Origin of the sequence: Acidithiobacillus sp. HP-2, assembly GCF_015100155.1 — a bacterium.
Lineage (GTDB): Bacteria > Pseudomonadota > Gammaproteobacteria > Acidithiobacillales > Acidithiobacillaceae > Acidithiobacillus.
The window spans coordinates 1-20,217 of record NZ_JACKZA010000025.1 but is presented as its reverse complement, the minus strand read 5'-3'; the positions used below and the strand labels follow the sequence as shown (position 1 = coordinate 20,217).

General features: G+C 48.6%; 21 protein-coding genes and 1 pseudogene. 12 read left to right on the top strand and 10 right to left on the bottom strand.

Going from position 1 to position 20,217, the window contains the following annotated elements; all coding sequences use genetic code 11:
- Window positions 1-85 precede the first annotated feature (85 nt).
- On the top strand, window positions 86-682 hold the full coding sequence (locus tag H7F11_RS15090) for a hypothetical protein (protein WP_193650538.1): 597 nt from the start codon (window positions 86-88) through the stop codon (window positions 680-682).
- Here H7F11_RS15090 and H7F11_RS15085 read toward each other — a convergent pair.
- Entirely contained in the window at window positions 679-1,587 is a 909-nt protein-coding gene (locus H7F11_RS15085) for a tyrosine-type recombinase/integrase (RefSeq protein WP_193650539.1), read from the bottom strand. The two genes, H7F11_RS15090 and H7F11_RS15085, sit on opposite strands and share 4 nt — an antisense overlap.
- A 193-nt stretch (window positions 1,588-1,780) precedes the next feature.
- Between H7F11_RS15085 and H7F11_RS15080 the strand changes: the two genes are divergently transcribed.
- A complete protein-coding gene (locus tag H7F11_RS15080) occupies window positions 1,781-2,044 on the top strand; it encodes a hypothetical protein (protein WP_193650540.1) in 264 nt (87 codons plus the stop codon).
- A 711-nt stretch (window positions 2,045-2,755) separates the two neighbouring features.
- Here the strand turns inward: H7F11_RS15080 and H7F11_RS15075 are convergent.
- Complete coding sequence (locus tag H7F11_RS15075) at window positions 2,756-2,893, bottom strand: hypothetical protein (RefSeq protein ID WP_193650541.1); 138 nt, start codon at window positions 2,891-2,893, stop codon at window positions 2,756-2,758.
- Between H7F11_RS15075 and H7F11_RS15070 the strand changes: the two genes are divergently transcribed.
- The 3 genes from H7F11_RS15070 (at window position 2,886) to H7F11_RS15060 (ending at window position 6,627) form a co-directional block, all read left to right on the top strand.
- Window positions 2,886-4,220 (top strand): transposase, encoded by a 1,335-nt coding sequence (locus H7F11_RS15070; RefSeq protein ID WP_193651471.1) that lies wholly within the window; start codon window positions 2,886-2,888, stop codon window positions 4,218-4,220. The two genes, H7F11_RS15075 and H7F11_RS15070, sit on opposite strands and share 8 nt — an antisense overlap.
- 164 nt (window positions 4,221-4,384) lie before the next feature.
- A complete protein-coding gene (locus tag H7F11_RS15065; protein WP_227485562.1) occupies window positions 4,385-4,846 on the top strand; it encodes an SPFH domain-containing protein in 462 nt (153 codons plus the stop codon).
- Between the two features lie 248 nt (window positions 4,847-5,094).
- Window positions 5,095-6,627 (top strand): DHA2 family efflux MFS transporter permease subunit, encoded by a 1,533-nt coding sequence (locus H7F11_RS15060; RefSeq protein ID WP_413773202.1) that lies wholly within the window; start codon window positions 5,095-5,097, stop codon window positions 6,625-6,627.
- 641 nt (window positions 6,628-7,268) lie between these two features.
- Here H7F11_RS15060 and H7F11_RS15055 read toward each other — a convergent pair.
- From H7F11_RS15055 to H7F11_RS15035, 5 genes are all read right to left on the bottom strand, one after another.
- Window positions 7,269-7,568 (bottom strand): hypothetical protein, encoded by a 300-nt coding sequence (locus H7F11_RS15055; RefSeq protein WP_227485561.1) that lies wholly within the window; start codon window positions 7,566-7,568, stop codon window positions 7,269-7,271.
- A gap of 177 nt (window positions 7,569-7,745) precedes the next feature.
- Window positions 7,746-8,090: a hypothetical protein gene (locus H7F11_RS15050; RefSeq protein WP_193651470.1), complete on the bottom strand. Its 345-nt coding sequence runs from the start codon at window positions 8,088-8,090 to the stop codon at window positions 7,746-7,748.
- Between the two features lie 99 nt (window positions 8,091-8,189).
- Complete coding sequence (locus H7F11_RS15045) at window positions 8,190-8,597, bottom strand: DUF4168 domain-containing protein (RefSeq protein ID WP_193651469.1); 408 nt, start codon at window positions 8,595-8,597, stop codon at window positions 8,190-8,192.
- A 758-nt stretch (window positions 8,598-9,355) separates the two neighbouring features.
- Complete coding sequence (locus H7F11_RS15040) at window positions 9,356-9,703, bottom strand: hypothetical protein (protein ID WP_193651468.1); 348 nt, start codon at window positions 9,701-9,703, stop codon at window positions 9,356-9,358.
- 530 nt (window positions 9,704-10,233) lie between these two features.
- Entirely contained in the window at window positions 10,234-10,398 is a 165-nt protein-coding gene (locus H7F11_RS15035) for a hypothetical protein (protein ID WP_193651467.1), read from the bottom strand.
- A 533-nt stretch (window positions 10,399-10,931) separates the two neighbouring features.
- Here H7F11_RS15035 and H7F11_RS15030 point away from each other — a divergent pair.
- The 5 genes from H7F11_RS15030 to H7F11_RS15010 all read left to right on the top strand — a co-directional run bounded on the left by H7F11_RS15030 (window position 10,932) and on the right by H7F11_RS15010 (window position 15,691).
- Window positions 10,932-12,479, top strand: coding sequence for a glucan biosynthesis protein (locus tag H7F11_RS15030; protein WP_193651466.1), 1,548 nt, complete (start codon window positions 10,932-10,934; stop codon window positions 12,477-12,479).
- 532 nt (window positions 12,480-13,011) lie between these two features.
- Window positions 13,012-13,278 carry a hypothetical protein gene (locus tag H7F11_RS15025; protein ID WP_193651465.1) on the top strand — a complete coding sequence of 89 codons (267 nt, stop codon included), beginning with the start codon at window positions 13,012-13,014 and terminating at the stop codon, window positions 13,276-13,278.
- 28 nt (window positions 13,279-13,306) lie between these two features.
- Window positions 13,307-13,897 (top strand): cytochrome b, encoded by a 591-nt coding sequence (locus tag H7F11_RS15020; RefSeq protein ID WP_193651464.1) that lies wholly within the window; start codon window positions 13,307-13,309, stop codon window positions 13,895-13,897.
- Window positions 13,897-14,424, top strand: a complete 528-nt coding sequence (locus H7F11_RS15015; protein ID WP_193651463.1) for a DedA family protein — start codon at window positions 13,897-13,899, stop codon at window positions 14,422-14,424. Before H7F11_RS15020 ends, H7F11_RS15015 begins: the two co-directional genes overlap by 1 nt.
- Window positions 14,425-14,476: 52 nt before the next feature.
- Window positions 14,477-15,691, top strand: coding sequence for a TolC family protein (locus tag H7F11_RS15010; protein WP_193651462.1), 1,215 nt, complete (start codon window positions 14,477-14,479; stop codon window positions 15,689-15,691).
- Window positions 15,692-16,234: 543 nt separating this feature from the next.
- On the opposite strand, the gene H7F11_RS15005 is transcribed toward H7F11_RS15010, so the two are convergent.
- From H7F11_RS15005 to H7F11_RS15000, 3 genes are all read right to left on the bottom strand, one after another.
- A complete protein-coding gene (locus H7F11_RS15005; RefSeq protein WP_193651461.1) occupies window positions 16,235-16,906 on the bottom strand; it encodes a hypothetical protein in 672 nt (223 codons plus the stop codon).
- A gap of 878 nt (window positions 16,907-17,784) precedes the next feature.
- Entirely contained in the window at window positions 17,785-17,907 is a 123-nt protein-coding gene (locus H7F11_RS17035; RefSeq protein WP_264674728.1) for a hypothetical protein, read from the bottom strand.
- A gap of 438 nt (window positions 17,908-18,345) precedes the next feature.
- Window positions 18,346-18,540: a hypothetical protein gene (locus H7F11_RS15000; protein ID WP_075324188.1), complete on the bottom strand. Its 195-nt coding sequence runs from the start codon at window positions 18,538-18,540 to the stop codon at window positions 18,346-18,348.
- A 375-nt stretch (window positions 18,541-18,915) separates the two neighbouring features.
- Here H7F11_RS15000 and H7F11_RS16865 point away from each other — a divergent pair, with 375 nt between their 5' ends.
- Together H7F11_RS16865 and H7F11_RS17330 are read left to right on the top strand one after the other, a co-directional pair.
- On the top strand, window positions 18,916-19,080 hold the full coding sequence (locus tag H7F11_RS16865) for a hypothetical protein (RefSeq protein WP_227485560.1): 165 nt from the start codon (window positions 18,916-18,918) through the stop codon (window positions 19,078-19,080).
- Between the two features lie 967 nt (window positions 19,081-20,047).
- Window positions 20,048-20,217, top strand: a pseudogene (locus tag H7F11_RS17330) (transglutaminase family protein); the annotation flags it as partial.

Genomic DNA, 20,217 nt, shown 5'->3' with positions numbered 1-20,217 from the left:
GATAGCAAGGGGCTCATCTATGAGGTTCTATAACCAGCAGAAGTTCCAGCATTATCCAAAAAATACAAAGCTTATGAGGTCGAAAATGAATGAGAAATCTGATGAAAAGGCAGCAGAAATCGATGCACCAAGGATAGAAGTAAATCATTTTTTGTCATTTATAATTATGGATATATTGGTTTCTGGTTTATTGTGTCTATTGGCCTGGCTTGGACCAAATGGCGGATGTTACTTGGTACTTACAGGAATTTTAACCATAGCGGCATGTCTAATATTTTTTATCTTATCAATCGATATGATTGCGTCATGTCGCCACAAACAATTAAAATATTCTGCAGGCTTAATTATGATCCAATTGTTTATGCTTGGATGCGTTACGTCAGCATTATTTATAATAATATTTGCGCTCATTTATAAGATAGGTGGCGCATCAAGTGGAAAAACAATGGGTGACTTTATATACAACTCGGCACAATATTTTTATAACACTGGCGCGACAACAAATGGATTTGCTGGGGAAATGAAGTATTGGCAATTATCGGAGTCAATGATTGGTTATTCTTTTTACCCAGCTTATATTGGAGTGATTTTATACCTGTTCTCAACAAAACCAAACCAACAAGAAAAAACAGAAAATCCTGGAATAATAAAACGGTTCTATCACATGATCATTGATTGCTAATCCAGCAAATGCAGATACCGGCTACTGGTGGCAATGTTGGCGTGCCCCATGTTTTCCTGCACCTGGCGCAGATCCATGCCCTTGGCCAGCCATGCGCTGGCTGCAGTATGCCGGAGCAAATGCGGGCCGCATTGGGGCTTTTCGATTCCTGCACGGAGGAGCAATCGGGATACCATCGTATGCAAGGCCTTGGCAGGGATGGCTTTGCCCTGGTCGGTTACGAACAGTGCATCGGTTTCCGGATGGGAACGATGACGGATCTGCAGCCAGTTCCGCATCGCTTCAACGCCTTCAGGCTGGAATCGTACCAGGCGTTCCTTGTTGCCTTTACCGACCAGCCGGATCCGGCCCTCAAAATACTCGCTGGCATCTTTGATGGTCATGGCTACCACTTCAGACGCTCTAAGCCCGGTATCGAGAATAAAGCGGATCAGTGACTTGTCACGCATAGCGGCATAGGAAGTACCCCGATCTATGTGCGTAAGCAGTCTTTCCATCTCCTGCCATGATAATACGGGAACTAGCCGCTTTTCCTTGAATCCACCCCTGCCGCCGCTTCTGCGCTCTCTCTGGGCGCGACTTTCTTCCTGATAGGATAATGCCAGATTAGGCAAGGAATCATCATTCGCGCATAGAAATTCATAAAACAGCATCAGGGTAGCCATTTTAACGTATTGGCTACTTCTCTTGCTTTTCTCCCCATGCTGCCCGGTTCGGATGTATTTCCGCACCATGGCGATACTGACTTCGCTCAGGTCTTCTACGCCGTCATAATCCAGTGCATCAAGAAATCTACGCGCATGAGCACAATAACCGCGAATACTGACCTGCGAGTAAGGATTTGTGAAATTTGGCCCTGCAAGCCACTTTTCAAACTGCTGAATCCAGCCATCACTGTCGATCATGCCGCTGTTTTTCCTCTCTCTGTATCTGTAGTGGGAATAATCTATGTATTATTCCCACTACACGACCCACATAATTGCCCCTTTAGGGCGTATTTCTAACAAATCTTATTCCTACATATATCTTATGGCTGGCATTGCTGTCAATAATAGTGATAAAATAGCATCGTTACGACGATAAAAGGAGAATGTTCACATGGTAAAGAAAAACACATCAGGTCCGGTTCGTCGAGTCTGTGCGGATATAGTGGGTGATGACGCAGTTGATCTGGAGATTCTGGAAGTCTCTCTCGGTATCCAGAGAATTGCCAAGAGCAAGGGAGATCGGGACGGCCTACTGATTAAGGCGGCATTTATCGCATTAGGTCGCGCTGTTGAGAACTATCGCGCAGAAAGCGGTGTGAAGCATCCAGAGTATGAATCATTCGTTGAATGGCTTGAGAATGCCGAAAAACCATAGGAAACTAAAAAAAACAATGACGACTGCTGTTGTTGGGAATTTTTGGATAATCGTACTCAAACGGAAGTGTAAGTTAAGGCAGCAATTATGTTCTCGCTGTTGCTATTTTCAGGAAACGCACTGAATTACGGGGGGGCTGCTTGACAGACGCATCCGACTATACCGCGAATAATGCAGGCATGGTCGGGGGGGGGTAGTCCTCGGTGAAGCATTGCTCACGGACGACTGCCTGCCGTAGTATTCTCTATGATCTGATGACTGGTAAAGACTGATAGCGGTCATTCATTCCCGGATATCCGCAAAGAAGCCATCACCAGCCGCCTATTGCTGTTATCCGCCATAGGCCGGAGAGCATGAAACATGCGGGTCAGATCCGGATTTACCTGACACCCATGCATGCCCCACACAACAAGGTAGAACGCGGAATCGAGAATATTAGCAAGTGTTACGGATGGTCCGGCAGACTGCGGAGCAGTCCCTTGGACGCTCCCCCTTGACACTTCTCGTCAGCTATATCATCGCGCAAATCATCCAAAAACCATGGTCCCCACCGGGGGCCTTTCCAGCCCTTGGCGGGCCGTAACTGCTTTTTCTAGGATGAAAGCATTGACTGAAGTTTCACCGTTTTTCCGCGAGGAAAATCGGCATGGTTAACAAAAATGTCGGTCATTAAATATTATGAATTATCTATGAATTATACTTATTAACGCGCTATTTGGTTACCCTGTTTTTTTGTTTTATTTCTTGTGAATCAGCCAGATAAGGATGAATAGAACCGCCCTCCGTGATATAATGAGTGATCGTTAACGCACTGATTATAAAACGCAAAAGGCCCTGTTCGATGTCCATGCTACGCGATTTACTCCTCCCTTTCCAATCGGCATTTTCTGATTCGCGACTAGGGCGCGAACGGGCTCAATGGTTCCCCTTCATCCTGTTGGCTATCATGGTCCCCTTCACCTCCTCCATGAGCAGCAATCTGCTGCGCTCCCTGCAGACCCTCTTTGGTCTGGATGTGAACGCCCGCCGCTTCTACCTCTTCATGGCCTCCACCCAACTGGCCTGGGATCGCCTCTGGCCGATTGCCTGGAATCTGATTCCGTCCCCGCTGGTCGATGGGCGACTGATCCTGGCCCTCGATGACACCCTCAACGACAAAACCGGCAAGCGGATCTTCGGCTGCGGCTTTTTCTTCGATCATACCGCCAAGGTGAATCATCCCACTTATCCCTGGGCACAGAATATCGTCATGCTCGGCCTGCTCAAGCCCATCAAAGGCCGCTGGGCCTGTCTGCCGCTGGGCTGTCGCTTCTACCATCGGCAGAAGGACATTGCGGCCGGCAAGATTAACGTCCGCCGTCATGGACGGGTGCCGGTCTTTCAGTCAAAAATGGCCCAGGCTGCGGCCATGATCCTGCCGGTGGCTACCCATTTCAGCGGCCACTCTCCTCTGATCGTCTGCGACAGCTGGTTCGGGAACAATGGCCTGTGGAAGCCCCTAAATGCAGCGGAGCCATCCATCCACCTGTTGTCCCGCTTGCGCAGTAGTACCGTCCTGTATGCAGAACCAGCGGATGCGGCACGGACCGTCAAGGGTCGGCCCCGCAAATATGGGGATCGTTGCGGTTCAGTGACCGAGCTGGCGACGTCTTTGCGGGCGCAGGCGCAAAGGTACACGGTCCAGCTTTATGGCAAAGCGCGGGAGATACGCGCCTATGATCAAGTCTGCCTGCTCAAAACCCTGCGCTGCCCGGTACGGGTGGTCTGGGTCTTTCGCAAAACCCAGTGGGTGGCGTTCTTCACGACAGATCTGACGCTCTCTGTCACCCAGATCATCGAATACTATGGTGCCCGCTGGAAAATCGAAGCCGGCTTCAAAGAAATCAAACAGGAAATCGGGAGCGCCCGCAGCCAGAACCGGACCGCTGATGCCGTCACCAACCACCTCCATTTCTGCCTGCTCGCCACGACCCTGACCTGGATTTACGCCGACCGGATCACGGCCGACCCCAAGCGCCGCCATATCGTCAAGGGACGGACCAGTTTCGCCTTCTCCGATGTCCGCAAACTGATTGCAGATGAAGCACTCTCCGACCATTTTCTGGGACTTTGGCCCCATCTCTGCCAACCCCCTCATAAATCATTCACGCAGATGCTTATGCGTATGGTGGCGTAACATGCGGCGACCTATTCCTCATGAAAATCGGTGAAACTTCAGTTTTAATAACTCATATTCAATTCACAGATCTAAGAGGTGCTACATGCCTGATATACTGCACGATGTTGCCGCGAACTTTGTTATGCCCATAGTTGTACTCGTAATTCTAGTTATTCTCATTGATGCTATCGGACCGAAAGAAACTCAGCGATGATCTTCAAGAAATTCTGGATACACAGACCAATACTTGGGGAATTAAAGTCAGTAATGTTGAAATTAGAACGATTGAGTTGACCGAAGATATGATCCGTGCGATTGCCAAGCAGGCAGAGGCCGAACGTGATCGCAGAGCCAAGATTATTCACGCAGAAGCCGAGTTTCAAGCATCTCAGACCTTGGTGAACGCAGCACAAATTTTGTCAAGAATTCCAGCGGCGATGCAGCTTCGCTATTTGCAGACGCTTACTGAAATTGGATCAGAAAATAATTCAACCGTAATTTTCCCGATGCCAATTGATCTCGTAAAACCATTTCTTGAACTAATGAAGAAGAATACAGCTACTCCACCTGTGATTGCGCCGAAAGCTGCACCGCCAATAGCGGAATCGGAAGCTACGCCAGTTCAGGTTCCTCCTTCGGACTGATGGTAATGGCACGGTGATCTGGCAGCCCTGTCGGAAAACACGCCTCGCATGCAGGCCATGCGCATCCTCTGTAAAATCAAGCTAGTAATGGCATTTACCGGCTACGCAATCAACAAACTGTGAACCCGTTTTCGACTGATTTATATGGAGTGTAATCATGACGCTGGTGGTGTGAATAAGGCCTATGTCGAAGCTGGCGGCTACTTATGCGCTAAAATGTTTGTATTGGACGGAGGATCCTAAATCACATGGATGGTGTACACGCACCGATGCTGGCGAGTGATAATTCCGACAAAGCGGGGAGTCCCCATATTTTCGCCATTACCATCGCTGTAATGGCCTGCATTATCATGAATGTTCTGGATATCACAATTGTCAACGTGGCGTTGCCGCATATGGAGGGATCGCTTCACGCCAACAGCAATCAGATTACCTGGGCACTGACTACCTACATGTTGGCCATGGTTATCGTGACCCCGCTGACCGGATTGCTGGTCGAACGTTTCGGACAACGGCAGCTGATCCTGTGGAGCGTGGCCGGCTTCCTGGTCTGCTCAATCATGAGCGGACAATCCCATAGTCTCACGGAAATTGTCTTTTGGCGTTTCATGCAGGGAGCGTTAGGCGCATCGCTCGTACCGGTCGGACAGGCGATTTTGGTAGAAGCCTATCCCCGGGAAAAACGAGGAGTAGCCATGGCAACTTTGGGCATGGGTACCATGCTCGGTCCGATCGTTGGCCCCGTGCTCGGTGGCTATCTCACCCAGGATCTTTCCTGGCGCTGGTGTTTTTACGTCAATATTCCCATTGGCCTCATCGCGTTCACCATGCTGTTGCTATACATTCCCAGTTTCGGCAAAAGCGACAAGCCCCGGCCGATTGATTGGCTGGGTTTTGTCTGGATGGCCATTGGTCTAGGTGCTTTGCAGATGATGCTCAGCCTCGGAGATCAGGACAGCTGGCTCAGTTCTCGTTTCATCATCATTTTGATGCTGCTGGCGGGCATGGGGATTTTGCTGTTTGTACTGCGCTCGCTCAATGTTTCCCATCCACTCGTGAATTTGCGGCTTCTTAAAGATCGTTCGCTGACTCTCGGCAGTGCAGGAATCGGTTTATTCGGTTTGGCGCTTTATGGAACCATGGTGATTTTACCCATCTACCTGCAAGATTATATGGGCTATGAAGCGCAAACCGCAGGACTGGTCATGGCCCCGCAAGGGATAGGCTCCTGGGTTTCCATGTGGATGGCAGGCAGACTACTTAATCGCGGGGCCAACCCGCGCTGGATGATTCTGGCGGGAGTTGCTTTGGGCGCCACGGGCACCTGGTTGAGTCTCTCCTATAACCTGCAGATAAGTCCTGCCTGGATCATTTGGCCGGGCGTCATCCGAGGCCTCGGTCTCGGTCTGGTATCCATTCCACTATTCACATTGGCCTTCGCGACGCTCAGCAAAGAGCAAACACCTGAAGGGTCGGGAATATTCAATCTGATGCGTAATCTGGGGGGCTCTGTGGGTATTGCTATCATCTCCACCATCATGACCGAAGAAGCCCAGGAGGCCTGGAATCAGATGGGTGGACATATCAATCCGTTCAGCGCGGCACTGCCCCGCTATTTGCGTGATGCAGGATTACATCAGGGAACGCTGGCTTGGCAGGTACTGGGACAAACTCTGGCGCAACATGCAGCAATGCGGGGGATACTGGATGCATTCACGTTCCTCTTCTGGAGCTTTATAGCGGTCATATTGATTGTGTTACTCATGAAAAACAAAGCATGACTGTCAATACCCATAAGAAATACGGGTTCAAAAGGTCGGCGTAGTAACCCATACCAAACGGCTACAGACCGATGAAGGTGGATACCATATCGGTGGGTTAGTCCTTGGCGGGAGCGCCACCCAAGCCCATTTTTAAACGCTGTTTGACAGATATAATGAGTCGCGGAGGATTTTATAAAGAAGAAAGAGCAACGTTATACAGCCGATTTTCGGTCCGAAGTCGTCAAGTAGGTTTTAGCTCGGGATATTAGCTTACAGGAGATCACGTCCAGCAGACCATCATGTCCAGAATCTCCACCAGGGATTGCTGATATTTTTAGTGACCTCAGAATGTTGGGATTTAAGCATTGAAGTCCTATAGACCCGGGTTATAGCTTTTGAACCGCATTCAGGACAACCTAAAAACGTATCCGTATCTTCACCATCAAGTTGAAGGATTTTCCTCCATGTACATGAAAGACACCCTAATTCGACATATCTTTGATGGACGGGATTCTTGATATCGGTTCCTTTAAGCTTCCACTCGTCCGAGAGCGGGGTATTGGTTGAGCAAATACCAAGCGATAAGACAGACAAAGCGACCATAGTCATGGTGCGCTCTCTTGTGAAAAAATCATAGCTAAATTTTACGACTCACACCATCATGAAATATCTCGAATTTTTCGAAATATTTCATGATGGGGGATGATTTTGTTGGTGGTGCTGCTGATGTTCACCACTGCCGGACCATAGCGGTCAATGATGGGGGTAAAGTCCGGGAGGGCAACCAGCGCCTGTAGGGGTGCGGTGTTGGTGTTGATGGATAAGGCGGGTGCCGTAAGGGTGGCATCGGCCTGTGCCCATTCGGTAGCGCCCAGGGTAAAACCAAAGCACGCAGCGACAACAGCAGTAATCAGTAGTTTCGGGCGTTTCAACAGGGTTTTCGGGCGACTATTCGCCATAGGACTCTCCTTTGGAGTTTTGGTTCTGCAGTATGCATAAAGGGACCCAAAACAGAGGGCCATAATTGACTCTTACCTTCGTTTTACGTGGCAATGCAATAGGCACAATGGACGCTTAACGGTTCAGTCCTCAATTAACCGTCAACAATGCCCCATACACCCGCTGCCATGTCAGAGCTAGTTCAGCAGGTGATTATTATTGATGACCTGCCAATGACGTCCACCCAATTTTCCAATTTCGATAATCTGAATTTGACCGTTCCTGATCATGGAGCATCGATAAATCAGGCCGTGCAGCTGTCTGCACTGGTTGATCTTTGTTTCTTTAACTTCCTGATCAATATGCTGCCTCTGACTCTTGGTCATATTCATATCCATGTTGTTGCCTTTAATGGCACGGATAATATCTGCTTTTTTGAGTGCTCGACGCACATCCTGATGACTAGGTCCGAAGACGCATCCAGATAATCCAATCCCTGTAAAAAGTAATAAAAAAGATATTTTTGAAAGATTTTTCATCACGACTTTGAACAAGAAACACGAACAAGCCAACTAAAACCGTCAGAGACACCATGATTGGCGTCTCTGATGTTCCATGATTCACCAATCAAGACAGTGCGACTATGCACCGGACTTGATAGCGGCCTCGACCTTTTGAGCGAACTGTGGATCGCTATGGGCTTTTCTCATGAGCATCTCATAGGTGCTTGCGGAGAGGTCATTCTTGGCCAGAATTCCGTGAACATCCTTTGCATAGCTTTGTTCAAGTGCCTGCTGCTTGGCTTTGCTTACGCCTTTTTGCATGGCTTCACTCCGCATTTTGGAACTCAGGGGTCCGATTGCTCGCAGAGCGGAAGCAAAATGCATGATCTCACCGTTACTCACCGCAGGACCCGCCTGAGGTGCAGAGGGCATCATTGGCCGGGAGCCGGACTGCGCTCCCGCTTGCGGCGCTCCGGAAGTCATAGTCGGTGTAGACGCACCGTTCTGCATCGACGGTGAGGACGGTTGGGGTTGAGTGGTGGACATGGGGCTGCTCATGCTTGCAAAAGCAACGGATGTGCTGAACACGAATATTCCCAGTGCTGTTATTACATTAGTCTGAATGCTTTTCAATAGTTCATCTCCCTTTTGGGTGAAAGAAAAGAGCATGGATTATGCTCGTAATTGCTTGAGTCAAATTGCACAAGCGTTTTTACGGTAACAACAGATAATCTGTATTGTCAAATAGGCGAATAAAATTTAACAAGTATTGAAACTGATCAAAATATGAGTGTTGCACATATTCAACACGTAACCAGAAAAAACGTTAATTTTTATGATAAATATTTTCTTTTGTTTAACAAAAAACTGATATACCACATTAATATTTGTTTTGTTACCACACTAAGAAAAGTGACCCATTCTATTTCGCGCCTGATCAGGCGCGCAATCCTTTCCGTTTCGTGCTTGCTGTCCTTCGACCATGTAGATGAACTGCTGACATGATCCATGGGTGATCAACATTTCTAAAGATACGGCAATTCATGCGCAACGGACTCTACTATCAGCATAAATTGCGTTTGCGGATGATCTTGCGGAGACAAGACCTTCCGGTGCCTGATGGTTATGATATTCTGACTGGCGGTTGATTCGGAGCGCAAGTCGAAGGTCAGACGGTCAGATACTCGTCAATATATGAAATCAGGGTCTAGGAGACACCATGCTTTATGATGTCTCGTATACGCTGATTCCTCGCTTATAAAGGATATAAAAAGCCATAAACAATGAGCTCCACAACGAGCGGCTCATTTGTTTTGGCTGTTAAGGTGCGCCAAGCCCTCCAGGGGGAGGTCCACCTGGCCCACCCGGTGGAGGCGGTCCACCCACAGGTCCCTGGTGGGGTGGCTGTTGAGGTCCAGGCCCTCCAGGCCCCCCTTGTGGAGGCCCTCTTCTCGGGCCAGATTGAGGCCCTTGCGGGGGTCCTCCTGCCGGTCCTGGCTGGAACCGAGGTCCTCCATGGCCAGGACCTGGTTGTGGGCCGAAACCTGGCCCACCCATAAGTCCTTGTTGAGGTCCAGGCCCTCCAGGTCCAGGCCCTCCAGGTCCTGGCCTTCCAGGTGGTGGACCTGGTTGTGGACCGAACCCGGGTCCACCGGGTTGTGGTCTCCCCGGAGGCCCAAAGCCCGGTCCACCGGGAGGAGGCCCGGGAGGAGGCGGTTGTGGTGCGCCAGGCGGAGCCGGTGGCGGTGGTTGCACCCCCAGATAATTGAAATAACTGCCAGGTGGTGGCGGTGGCGGCGCTCCTGCCGGTGGAGGCGGAGGCGGGGGCGCTCCTGCCGGTAGGGGCGGGGGTGGTGTCGGATAATACTGGTAGTATGTCTGCGGGTAGTAGTACCACATCATGTACTGCGCGTAGAGTGGCTGACTGTAATAGCTGGTATACTCTGAGGGCGGCTCAAAATAGCCATATTGCTGGGGCAAGCCCGTATTACCGAAATTGATCCCGAGATCGCCCAGCATGACACTGAGATCAAACGGCGCAGCGGACGCCGGTGTAGAGAGGGATAAAACCCCTAATCCGGCAAGACCTATGGCGATACTGAGTACAATGGGTTTACGCGGCATAGCAAATCCTCTTTTACTGGTTTACTGGATGAAGCCGAACTTATCCCCAGACTGTTGCTTATGGAAGGGATGGCGGTGGATTACCTGCCGTAGCCATAGTTATACTGACCAGGTCCTTGGCCGGGAGGAGGCGGTGGGGGCGGATGACCGTAGCCGTTGTTGTACCGACCAGGTGGGGGTGGCTGGTAATACCCTGGATGCCCATATCGGCCGTAGGGGCCATAAGCACAGCCTGAGAGTGCTAAAACACCCACGGCTATAGCAGCGATTTTTCTGGTTGAAATAGACATGGCATATTCCTCCGTAACTATTATTGTTTATGAATATGCAGCATCATGGATAATTTATCAACGATTATTTTGAGACAGTCCCCGGAACGCTCGATCACCTGCACCACTTGCTTAAGTTTAACATCAAATTCAGGTTTGGCAGTATTGCTTATGCTCCTCGCAATCCCTCAAATACGCTCGCGTAGCAAAATAACTTTTTGTAATACTACCGCATATCCTTATTATGTTCGTTGTATGTCGCTCACGAGCGACAATATTATGTTTTTCTAAAATAATTCCTGATCACAATTAACAAAATGTTTTACTTGAATAATTTTTTAATATAAGAAAAAAATGTGATTAGCTATGAAAAAAATAACCGTGACCTTGGAGCGACATTTGCCGAGGTAATATTTCACGGTTATTATTTTTTGTTAAAAAAATCATTTAGTTATAATTTTGGCATAAAATATGCAGAAAATCTGTCATGATTACTTTCCTATCCAGCAACAATAAATCTGTATTTTCTTATGGTGTAGCAGGATTAGCTACGGTATTGGCTCTCATAGGGCCTTCCAGTGCCTTTGCAGGCTCTTTTTCCTTTGCCAACCTCCAGAAATCTGCACACAAGTTGTCCCGCAGGGCTTGGAAACCGCGCCCCATTTCCGCTGGCCAATATCTACGCAAACTGAGCCCACAGGCATATGGTCGGATTCTGGATATGCACGCTCTCTGGAAGTCGCAGGATTTACCGTTTGAAGTCGCTTTCTATCCCGTGGGACATACTTTTATCCACCCTGTAAAAATCAATGTTATTCAGCACGGACAGTCCTTTCCACTGCCCTACAGTGCCAAACTATTTGCTACGCATGGCATAATCGGAAAGTCCCGACTCCCGCGTAAAGAAGGATACGCAGGATTTTCTTTGCTTTACCCACTGGATACCCCGCCATACCACAACGAGTTTGTGTCTTTCCTCGGTGCCAGTTATTTCCGTGCTGTCGGCAAAGGGGCCGTCTATGGAACTTCAGCCAGAGGCCTTGGAATAGATACAGCCTTACCTTCTGGTGAAATTTTTCCTTATTTCCAGGAGTTCTGGTTGCAACGACCCAAGCCAGGAGCGCGGCACATGATCATTTATGCCCTGCTGAATAGCCCTGTAATAACCGGGGCCTACCGGTTTACGGTAATCCCTGGAAAAAGTACACGCATCCGCGTACGGGCCGTTTTGTACCCGCGCAAAAAAATCAAGCAGCTTGAAATTGCCCCGCTCTCAAGCATGTACTGGCATGGCCGGGGTCGCGGAATAAGAGTGGGTGACTGGCATCCGCAACAACATGATTCCAGCGATCTGATCATGGCGGCCCGTGATGGTCAATGGATCACAAGACCGTTGAATAACCCCCTGCACATCCAGGTGACCCGTTATCTTCTCAATAACCCCATTGGTTTCGGACTCTTTCAACAGGATCGCCGCTTTGCCAACTACGAAGGATTGATTACGCAGTATCAAAAAAGGCCCAGCGTCTGGATTCATCCGCTTAATCGCTGGGGGAAAGGACAGGTAGAACTGGTAGAGTTGCCCACAAACAACCGTAATACCGATAATATCGTGACCTTTTGGGTACCCGCGAAACCCTTGCGACCGGGTGAATCACTGCGGGTGCATTACCAGATCCGGTTTTTCCGGAACGACAAACAGCTCCCATCTGGCGGGCATCCAGTCGCTACCTTTCTGGGTAACGATCCGCACATGAAGGGCGCCAAGACATTGGTTGTGGATTTCGCCGGAGATGGATTGGGTCATCTCCCCGCACAAACCCCCATGCACGCCCATTTTACCGTCGGAGCAGGGGTGCATATTCTCCATTCGTCAGTGCGATTCAATCCCTTGAAGCACCAATGGCAGGTGAACGCACAAATTCTGCCGGCCAGACAACATCCCGGTAACATCAGCCTGTTTCTGGCTTCACAAGGGAAAACGCTCAGTGATACCTGGTTATATCTATTGGCTCCACAAAAGGAGGCAGCATAATGTATAGAAGCCCGGATAGTTTCGATATTCTGCATCCAGTTCGACCCAGTAACGACCCGTCTACCGACACTGTCAGACTACCCATTGCTGCGACACATTACCTGGACAAACTCGGACTGTCTTCCGCCCAACGGAATTGGGTAGAAAGCAAGGTCATAACAGGTCTACACGCACAGGCTGGTCGTATCAATGGAATCAGTCCAACTTGGTTTGCACTGATGCAAACCGCTATTGGCGCGTTGGCTGAGGATGGCGATGAACACAACGCTCGTCTGGCCACTGCATCACCGGCAGCTCGTGCGCAAAATCATCCAGCACGCTGGTTTGAACAGCAACAATCTCCGGCAATATTGCGTTCTTCTATGGCGTCAAAACGATTCGTCCGGAAGATTCGGGAATATTTAGAGGAAGAATGCATGCCTGTATGGGCATTCAGGACACCCTCCAGTATGAGAAATCTGGGAAGGCGTCCCGTACGGCTCTCCCGAAGGGATTCATGTCTGGTTGAATCGATTTGCACAAGGGGATTCTCATGGGCTTAAAGATAAACCGAAAAACGATAATTCAGATAGTTACCGCAAGTGTTTTGTGTTTCAGCTCGGTTTATGCCGTGGCGCATGAGGATCATGCTCCGCAAAATCCTCACTATGAAACAAAAATACTGAAAAACAAGGCGGAACGACTGGGATATGACACTGTTTTAGCTTTAAAAGCGCATCATTTCAAAGCAGCTCTGCATGATGCCCGATCTATGAAAAAAACCATTCATAAAATCTGGTATATTCACCAGCATTGCTAGCAAGGATTAACCTTTATAAGGAGTGTGAATGACAAAAAATAAGCATGAAAAAGTTACAGGATCATCGGCGACTGGGGAGAGTACTCTGTTCAAAGTGTTGCATTGGTCGATCGCCGTGCTGATTGTTTTTCAGGGCCTATTGGGTGCCGCCAACTTGCGCATTGCCTGGCTGCAAGCCCATCTGGCAAGTGCCATTGTGGTGCATGAAGAGATCGGGCTGCTTATTTTATTACTCACTCTGTCATTATTCATAATACGGATCATTACTGGACGAAGATCAGGCGCAGGTGCGCAACCAAGTCACCAGCTATGGGCCAAGATGGTCCATGGCGCATTTTATATGCTCATTCTTGTTGAGTGCGCCATCGGTATCTGGATGATGGGGCTGCTGGGTAAGGGGTTGACGATTCTGGCGTGGCATATGCCGCTTCCCATGACTCCCGATCCTCGCTTTGTTTTTTCAAATGTATTGCAATGGCATGCAGCGGTAGCGCTGATGCTGGCTTTTCTGATCGTGATTCATAGCGGTGCAGCACTTTACCACCATTACGTGCTTCGCGATCATACGCTGACCAGAATGTTACCCGTTCGACTATCACGTACGGACCCCAAATCCTGATGTCAGTTTCCAGCTATGTCTTAAGCTATCTCCATGCCGCAGTCGCTTCAGCTTCGGGTGTGGTGGATCAATATGGATTGGCCATAGTCGTGGCTGGCTTATTTCTGGAAAGTGCTGGCTTCATTTTTTTACCCGGTGAGACCTTATTAATCGGCGCAGGTTTCGTAGCCAGCCAAGGTGCCTTTAATCCGCTGGTATTATTAGTCCTTGGTATAATTGGTACCAGTGCCGGTTGGTTCGCTGCCTATTACATAGGTTTCAAAGTCGGCATCAAATGGATCAAAAAACATGGGCGATGGATAGGGATTACAGCAGAACGTCTTAATAAGGCGCATACTTTCATGAATAAATATGGTTCTATAGTAGTATTATTTGGTCGATTCATTGTTCCATTGCGGCAACTTCAAGGTTACATCTCTGGATCCGCAGAAACAACACTACAGGATTTTTATCTCTGGAATATATTGGGTGCAGTCATATGGGTTGCAGTTTGGGGCGGTGCTGGATATTTTTTGGGAATGTTATAAATATTTTATGATTTATTATTCAGGAATCAATAGTTGAGGGCTCGACGGAGGATTGCATATCATTTTCGTTAAAAAAAATAAATTTAACTGGTGGTTGTCATTGCTTTTCCTATGCATGATCACATTTTTTGTGTGTCCTGCTTATGCAAAGCAAGTGATGACGTTACACCAGATAGAAAATATTGCGCAACATTCACCGGTAATGCGTGAAAAGGAAAATGACGTGCGTGCAGCCCAGCAGGAAATTAAAATTTTACACGCAGAAAGCTCGCCCATTCTCCAGGGGAGAATAAAGGCCGGGCATTACACGCACTTCAACTATGACGGGATTCCACGCGCTTACATTATGAAGCCAAAACTTGGATTTAAATACTATCTATTTGGCGGGAACAAATATTTGCGCCATATTACCGCTCAAGCGCAACCTGCCTATTATAAAAATCTCGCTCGTTACGATTCGGAAAATAGATCGATAAAGGTAACGATTCAGAAATCCTATATGTCTTACTGGGATAATTATAAGATTGAACATAGTTTCAAAAGATTGTTATCATTATTTAAACACAACAAAAAAATTTCAGTGACTATTCGCGGTATTCTTGAAAGACTTCGCCTGTCTGTTTACCTTGCGCACATGCGTTCAGAAGTGTTTTTACACAAGATGATGGAAACAGTTGGGCAGAAGCTTCATTCATTTATTCCTGAACGACCAAACCCATCTACAGATAATGCCCATCGAATTCCACCCAGTGTACTCCGTCTGCATCCTGCCATTGAAGGTCTAATTCGCTATTATCATGGTCAACGTCAACTTGGCTGGTTACGATTCATTGATGTAAAGCTGAAACTTTTTATGCGGCCTTCATACTATCCTGAAGCGGGAAGAACGAAAATGGCGATCATTGGTGGCTTGTATCTGAACATGCCGATCGATATCACCGGTGCAGTTCATCATGCTAATCAACAGCTTGATATTGACAGAGAAAACATCCTGCTTAAACTGAAGCAAGATGCACTGGAGCGTGAGCAATCCCATAAAATCGCGGAAATCAAGCTTCCAATCTATCGTAAACAATCACACTATTGGAATGAAAACGCACACCATTGGTTAAGCTATATACAGAAAGCGTTGTCCGCCTCACGCGGTGTCAAGCCTACTCATACTATCATGAAACGTTTACCTTATGCGTTGAGAGCTTATCGGGAGGCTACGCTTAAATGGATTCATGCTGACGCCAAGCTATCTTTAATGCATTTTCGTTCTTAAGGTGCGGCGGTTGATGAGATCAAAGGCGCAACGCTGCGGAGAGACAATATTTACCGAGATAGGCAGAATTAAATAAACTCGTAAAATCGATAGTAAAATTAATTTTAGGCTGTAAAATAAGGATACAGGATTTTTTCATACGGTCTTTGTGCTGAATTACGTTTTTTCTTAGGGAGCCATATTACACGGTTTATCTGATTAACAAGATGAGTTTGCTGATTGTGTCCAGTTTGTTGAAATCGAACTATAGAATGAACCAATTGAGAAGTTAATAGATCTTTTTGATGAATCGGTTGCAAATACCCCATTGCTGATCAAACTCAAGCTAATGAGGAATAAGGCTGCTTGGACTAATGCCATTGCGCTGGCCCGTGATTTCGTGGCTATGCTTGACCTCGAGACGTACACGCATTTCGCGTTCCTGAATAAAGACGCTTCTTTACTTTTCAGTAAAATCACTGAATCATGAAGACATCAACCCAGAGCACGGTTCGCTGTCTCTGGGTTGATGTATGCTTCAGACCATCCTGCCCGCATTGTGCCTTAAAACTGCATACCCAAGCCCACATCGCCGCGAAGAATATTCGGCGCGCCTCGCTGTGTAAAATCATCATCATGTAATCCGACGTACAGGGAGACATTGGCCATTAGGGGATAATAGGCGTTCACCCCCATTTGTAGAAGGTCTGAAGTGCGATTGAACGTGGTTGGTGCGAATCCAGAGAGATGCTGGGTTTCCGAAATACCGCCAAGGTATCCGACATATCCGGTGAAATTGACGCCTGGCAGAGATGCTGCCGCATAAAGACCACCACCCAGACCGTTGGTGCTCAGCGAAGAGTGAGAGTCATTATAGGCATTGGACTGTGCAAAGCGGTTATACTCATAGCCGACATAAGGCCCGACAGCCAGGATATTGCTGGCGTTGAAAAGATAGCCGAGCTTGAGCCCAATGGTGTTGGTATTGCCACCGGTGTAACCCTGGTAGGTAGCCCCGAACTCATGGCGGTATTTCGCCGTGCCGAACAATCCACCATTGTAAAGGCTGGCCCGTAGACCGAGTCCACCGTTGGTGTTCCCATACCGATTGGTGGCCCCTTGTACATTGCCGGAAACCCCGACCTGATTCATGACGCCATATACGGACGCTTCTGCGCCCAGGGGTAATGCCAGTGCGAGGGTCAATGCGGTAAGCCATATTTTTTTCTGAATCATCGGAACACTCCTGTTGGTTGAGTCAAAAAACAGCCGGAAAGTGATGGCAGGACTTTCGAAGTCACACCGTTACGATCGAGCCACTCGGGATAGACAAGAAGCAGACAATCTCCCTGTCGAGTCCAGAGACTAAGACAGCAGAATTTATGCCAAAGGTTCCCGTGGGATAGATTTTTCATGTAATCAGTGGCCTGCGTCGTCTGCACACGAAATGGTGCGGCTACATGACCCTTTCTTCAGCAGGTCTGTTGTACTTTAGCGACAATATGGCTCTATAGCGTCCCTGTTGTATGCCCTTACCATAAAAACGGATCCCTTCTCTTCTGGAATCGGGCACTGCTCAGCATGTCGCCTCTGTCGCAAGATCCTTTCGCTGTACTGGAACGCTTATTGCTTTTTCAATATTGTAAAGCACTTCACAAGTCCGAAAAACGTGACCGCAAAGCGGAAAGGAGATATGCACATTTTTTATACCGTAACCCCTGAGCTATTTGTTCGGGGAAAGATAAAAAACCGATCTTCCTACAGGAGAACCGTATGTTCCATGAAATGGAGTTTCTGAAGCGCCGTAACATCTGGCAACCAGCTTTACGTGTAGCGACCTTGTTCGGCAGCTTGATAGCGTTGGCGGGATGTTATGCCTACCCACCTGGACCACCTCCAGGCCCTGGCGGATATTATGCGCATCCTGCACCGCCCCCACCCCCACCGCCGCCCGGAGGGCCAGCGGGTCCCGGGGCTTATTACCAGCAACCTGGGCCGCCGCCCCCACCACCCCCTCCGTGAAGGATTTTATGCGCACGTATGCCCTGTAAAAGTCACTAAAAAAGCCCCATTTTTCTGAAATGGGGCGTTTCCTTCGGTCATGAATCAGGATTTCAGTGCATCAAAGCGCCGGATGCTGCTCCTGCTGCACCGCCTACTGCGGCCCCTACGGCCAGATTGCCACCCACAACAGCACCCAGCACTGCACCGCCCGCAGCCCTGTTTTGCGAATACATGCAACATTCCTACCAGGGAGTGGATACATAAACGGCCAGGCCTAATGAAATATTATCGGCGAGTGCTGGAGTGATCCCAACAGCAGATGAAAGGACGAGGGTGGTAACCACCACCCATAGTATCGGTTTTCGCCGTGCTGTTGAGGGGGAGGGGCTGGATTTCATAATGATGCTCCCATAAAAAAGACCAAAGGCGTACCAGCAAAAAGCATTCCTACAGGATTTCAGCAAGTTTTCATTCGGTCGAGCCCTTCTGCACTGTAGTCAGTCCACTACAGTGGGACGCTGACTTATTCCATCTGGTTAATTTTTAAGCATTTGTGTTGTCGCTCTTCAGTCAGGTTGAGAATCTACCCGGAATAATAGCCACTGTCAGACGATCATTGGTCGCATGTACCGCACAGCAGGGCAACTGGGAATGGGCGTCAGACGATACGCTCAATCAGCATTTTTATTGGAATGCGGCATGTTATAGTAAACGACACTGCCTGCAGCGCTTGCCGCCATTAACGGCAAGCAGCCACTGATCATCATGGCGGTGCCGCAAGCGATTATTATACGCAGGATAAAACCCAGCAGGCTTTGCAGTTTCTCTAACGTCCAGTGATCGTCTGGCCGTGTTTTTTGCGTCATGATTCGATCCTTCGTGGGGGTAGCTTTGGCTGTAAATTTGGGGCACGCATTCTGCATTAGATATTCCACATGGTGGTTGAAAAATCAAACCACAGTACTGGCATCATCAGTTCCAAAGAAAGAACAGTGGAGAACAGTACCCGTTCAGCACATTGAAAAATATTAACAAAATGGAATATCAACACATGGCAGTGACCACAGCAGATCGTAATTGACGCCTTATGGCCTGCCAGTCCGCATCCTCTTTGGTCCTTACAGTCAGGATCTACGAGAATCATGGCCAGATGAAAGCCTCAGATGTTTGGCTATAATGTAGTATGAGCAAATTTCTACGGACTATTGTCTGATAGAGAAATACCTGAACAGGAGGTTACGATGTCTGGAACGGATATAAAAAGTGCAAATCCTGCTGCTTCGTGGGTCCGGGCAGCCTTACTTTTGACAACAGTGATGGCATTAGCCGGTTGTGCCAACATGAGCCCAACGGGCCAGCGTGCTCTGAGTGGCGGTGCTATTGGCGCTGCTGGCGGTGCCGTTTAGGGAACAGTCGCTGCGGGCAATCCTGCCGTCGGTGCTGCGGTAGGTGGTGCGGTGGGTGCGGGTGTAGGTGCTGCTCTCCCCCAAATAGAAAACAGCCTGAACGGTAATTGACCTGTTACTGCACTGAGTGTTAGGGCACCAGGCTTATTTCCAGAGAGCTTGCATGCGGGTTATCAGTAACAATGTACGCATGAAAGCACATTACCCATCCGGTCCATCGATATTTTTCGAGAGATATTTATGAATAATCCACAATCCCGCACGATAAAACGCACGACAATTTTTGCTGGCGTCCTTGCAGCAGCGATGTTGAGTTTAACCAGTTCATCGGCCATGGCAGCCGTTTCTTTAGGATTGGCGGTTCCCGGACTGAGCGTGCAATTGGGTACGCCTCCCGTCTACTACGCGCCACCGCCGGTGTATTATGCGCCGCCCCCCGTCGCTTATTACACGCCGCCACCAGTGGTCAGATATTATCCCGTGCCACCCCCTGTCGTTGCTTATGGACCCAGACCTTGGCTTCGGCGGGGGCCGCCACCATGGGCAGGGCATGGAAGGCCAGGGCCCTGGCAACATGGCAATTGGCACCACGGACCCTGGCACCATGGAAATTGGCATCACTGATAGATCAAGAAGATGAGATGCGATTCGCCATGAAACAAAACTAAATTCTGCAAGTGGTCATGGATAATGAATGACCGCTTTCAGTCTGCTGCCGACCATCAGGGCTCAACGGCGGCAGGGCAGCGGAAGCGGTCGTTCGGTGGACTGACCATCACGTTCTCAAAACCCGTCACTATGACTGTTGACTCATATTTTGAAGAAGCCCCTTTCAAATCAATCATATAAATTATATTTTTCAACTGGTTGCAGCAACAAAGCTGGCTCAGCATGACAAAGAGATATACGATAGGGCCAGACTTGAAACCAGAGCCGCCCAGTTATTGCGCAGAGAGATGCCTTGGCTATGATTCATCTGCAACTATCCTTGGCGCTGAGTTATGAAGTGAATGCGCCCGGAAGCGATTTTATTTTCAACATTCATGCCGCGCAAACGAAGCGGCAGAAAGTGGTTCATGAATATTTAATCATCAACCAGAATGTACCGTGGAACGTCGAAGACGATCCTTCAACGGG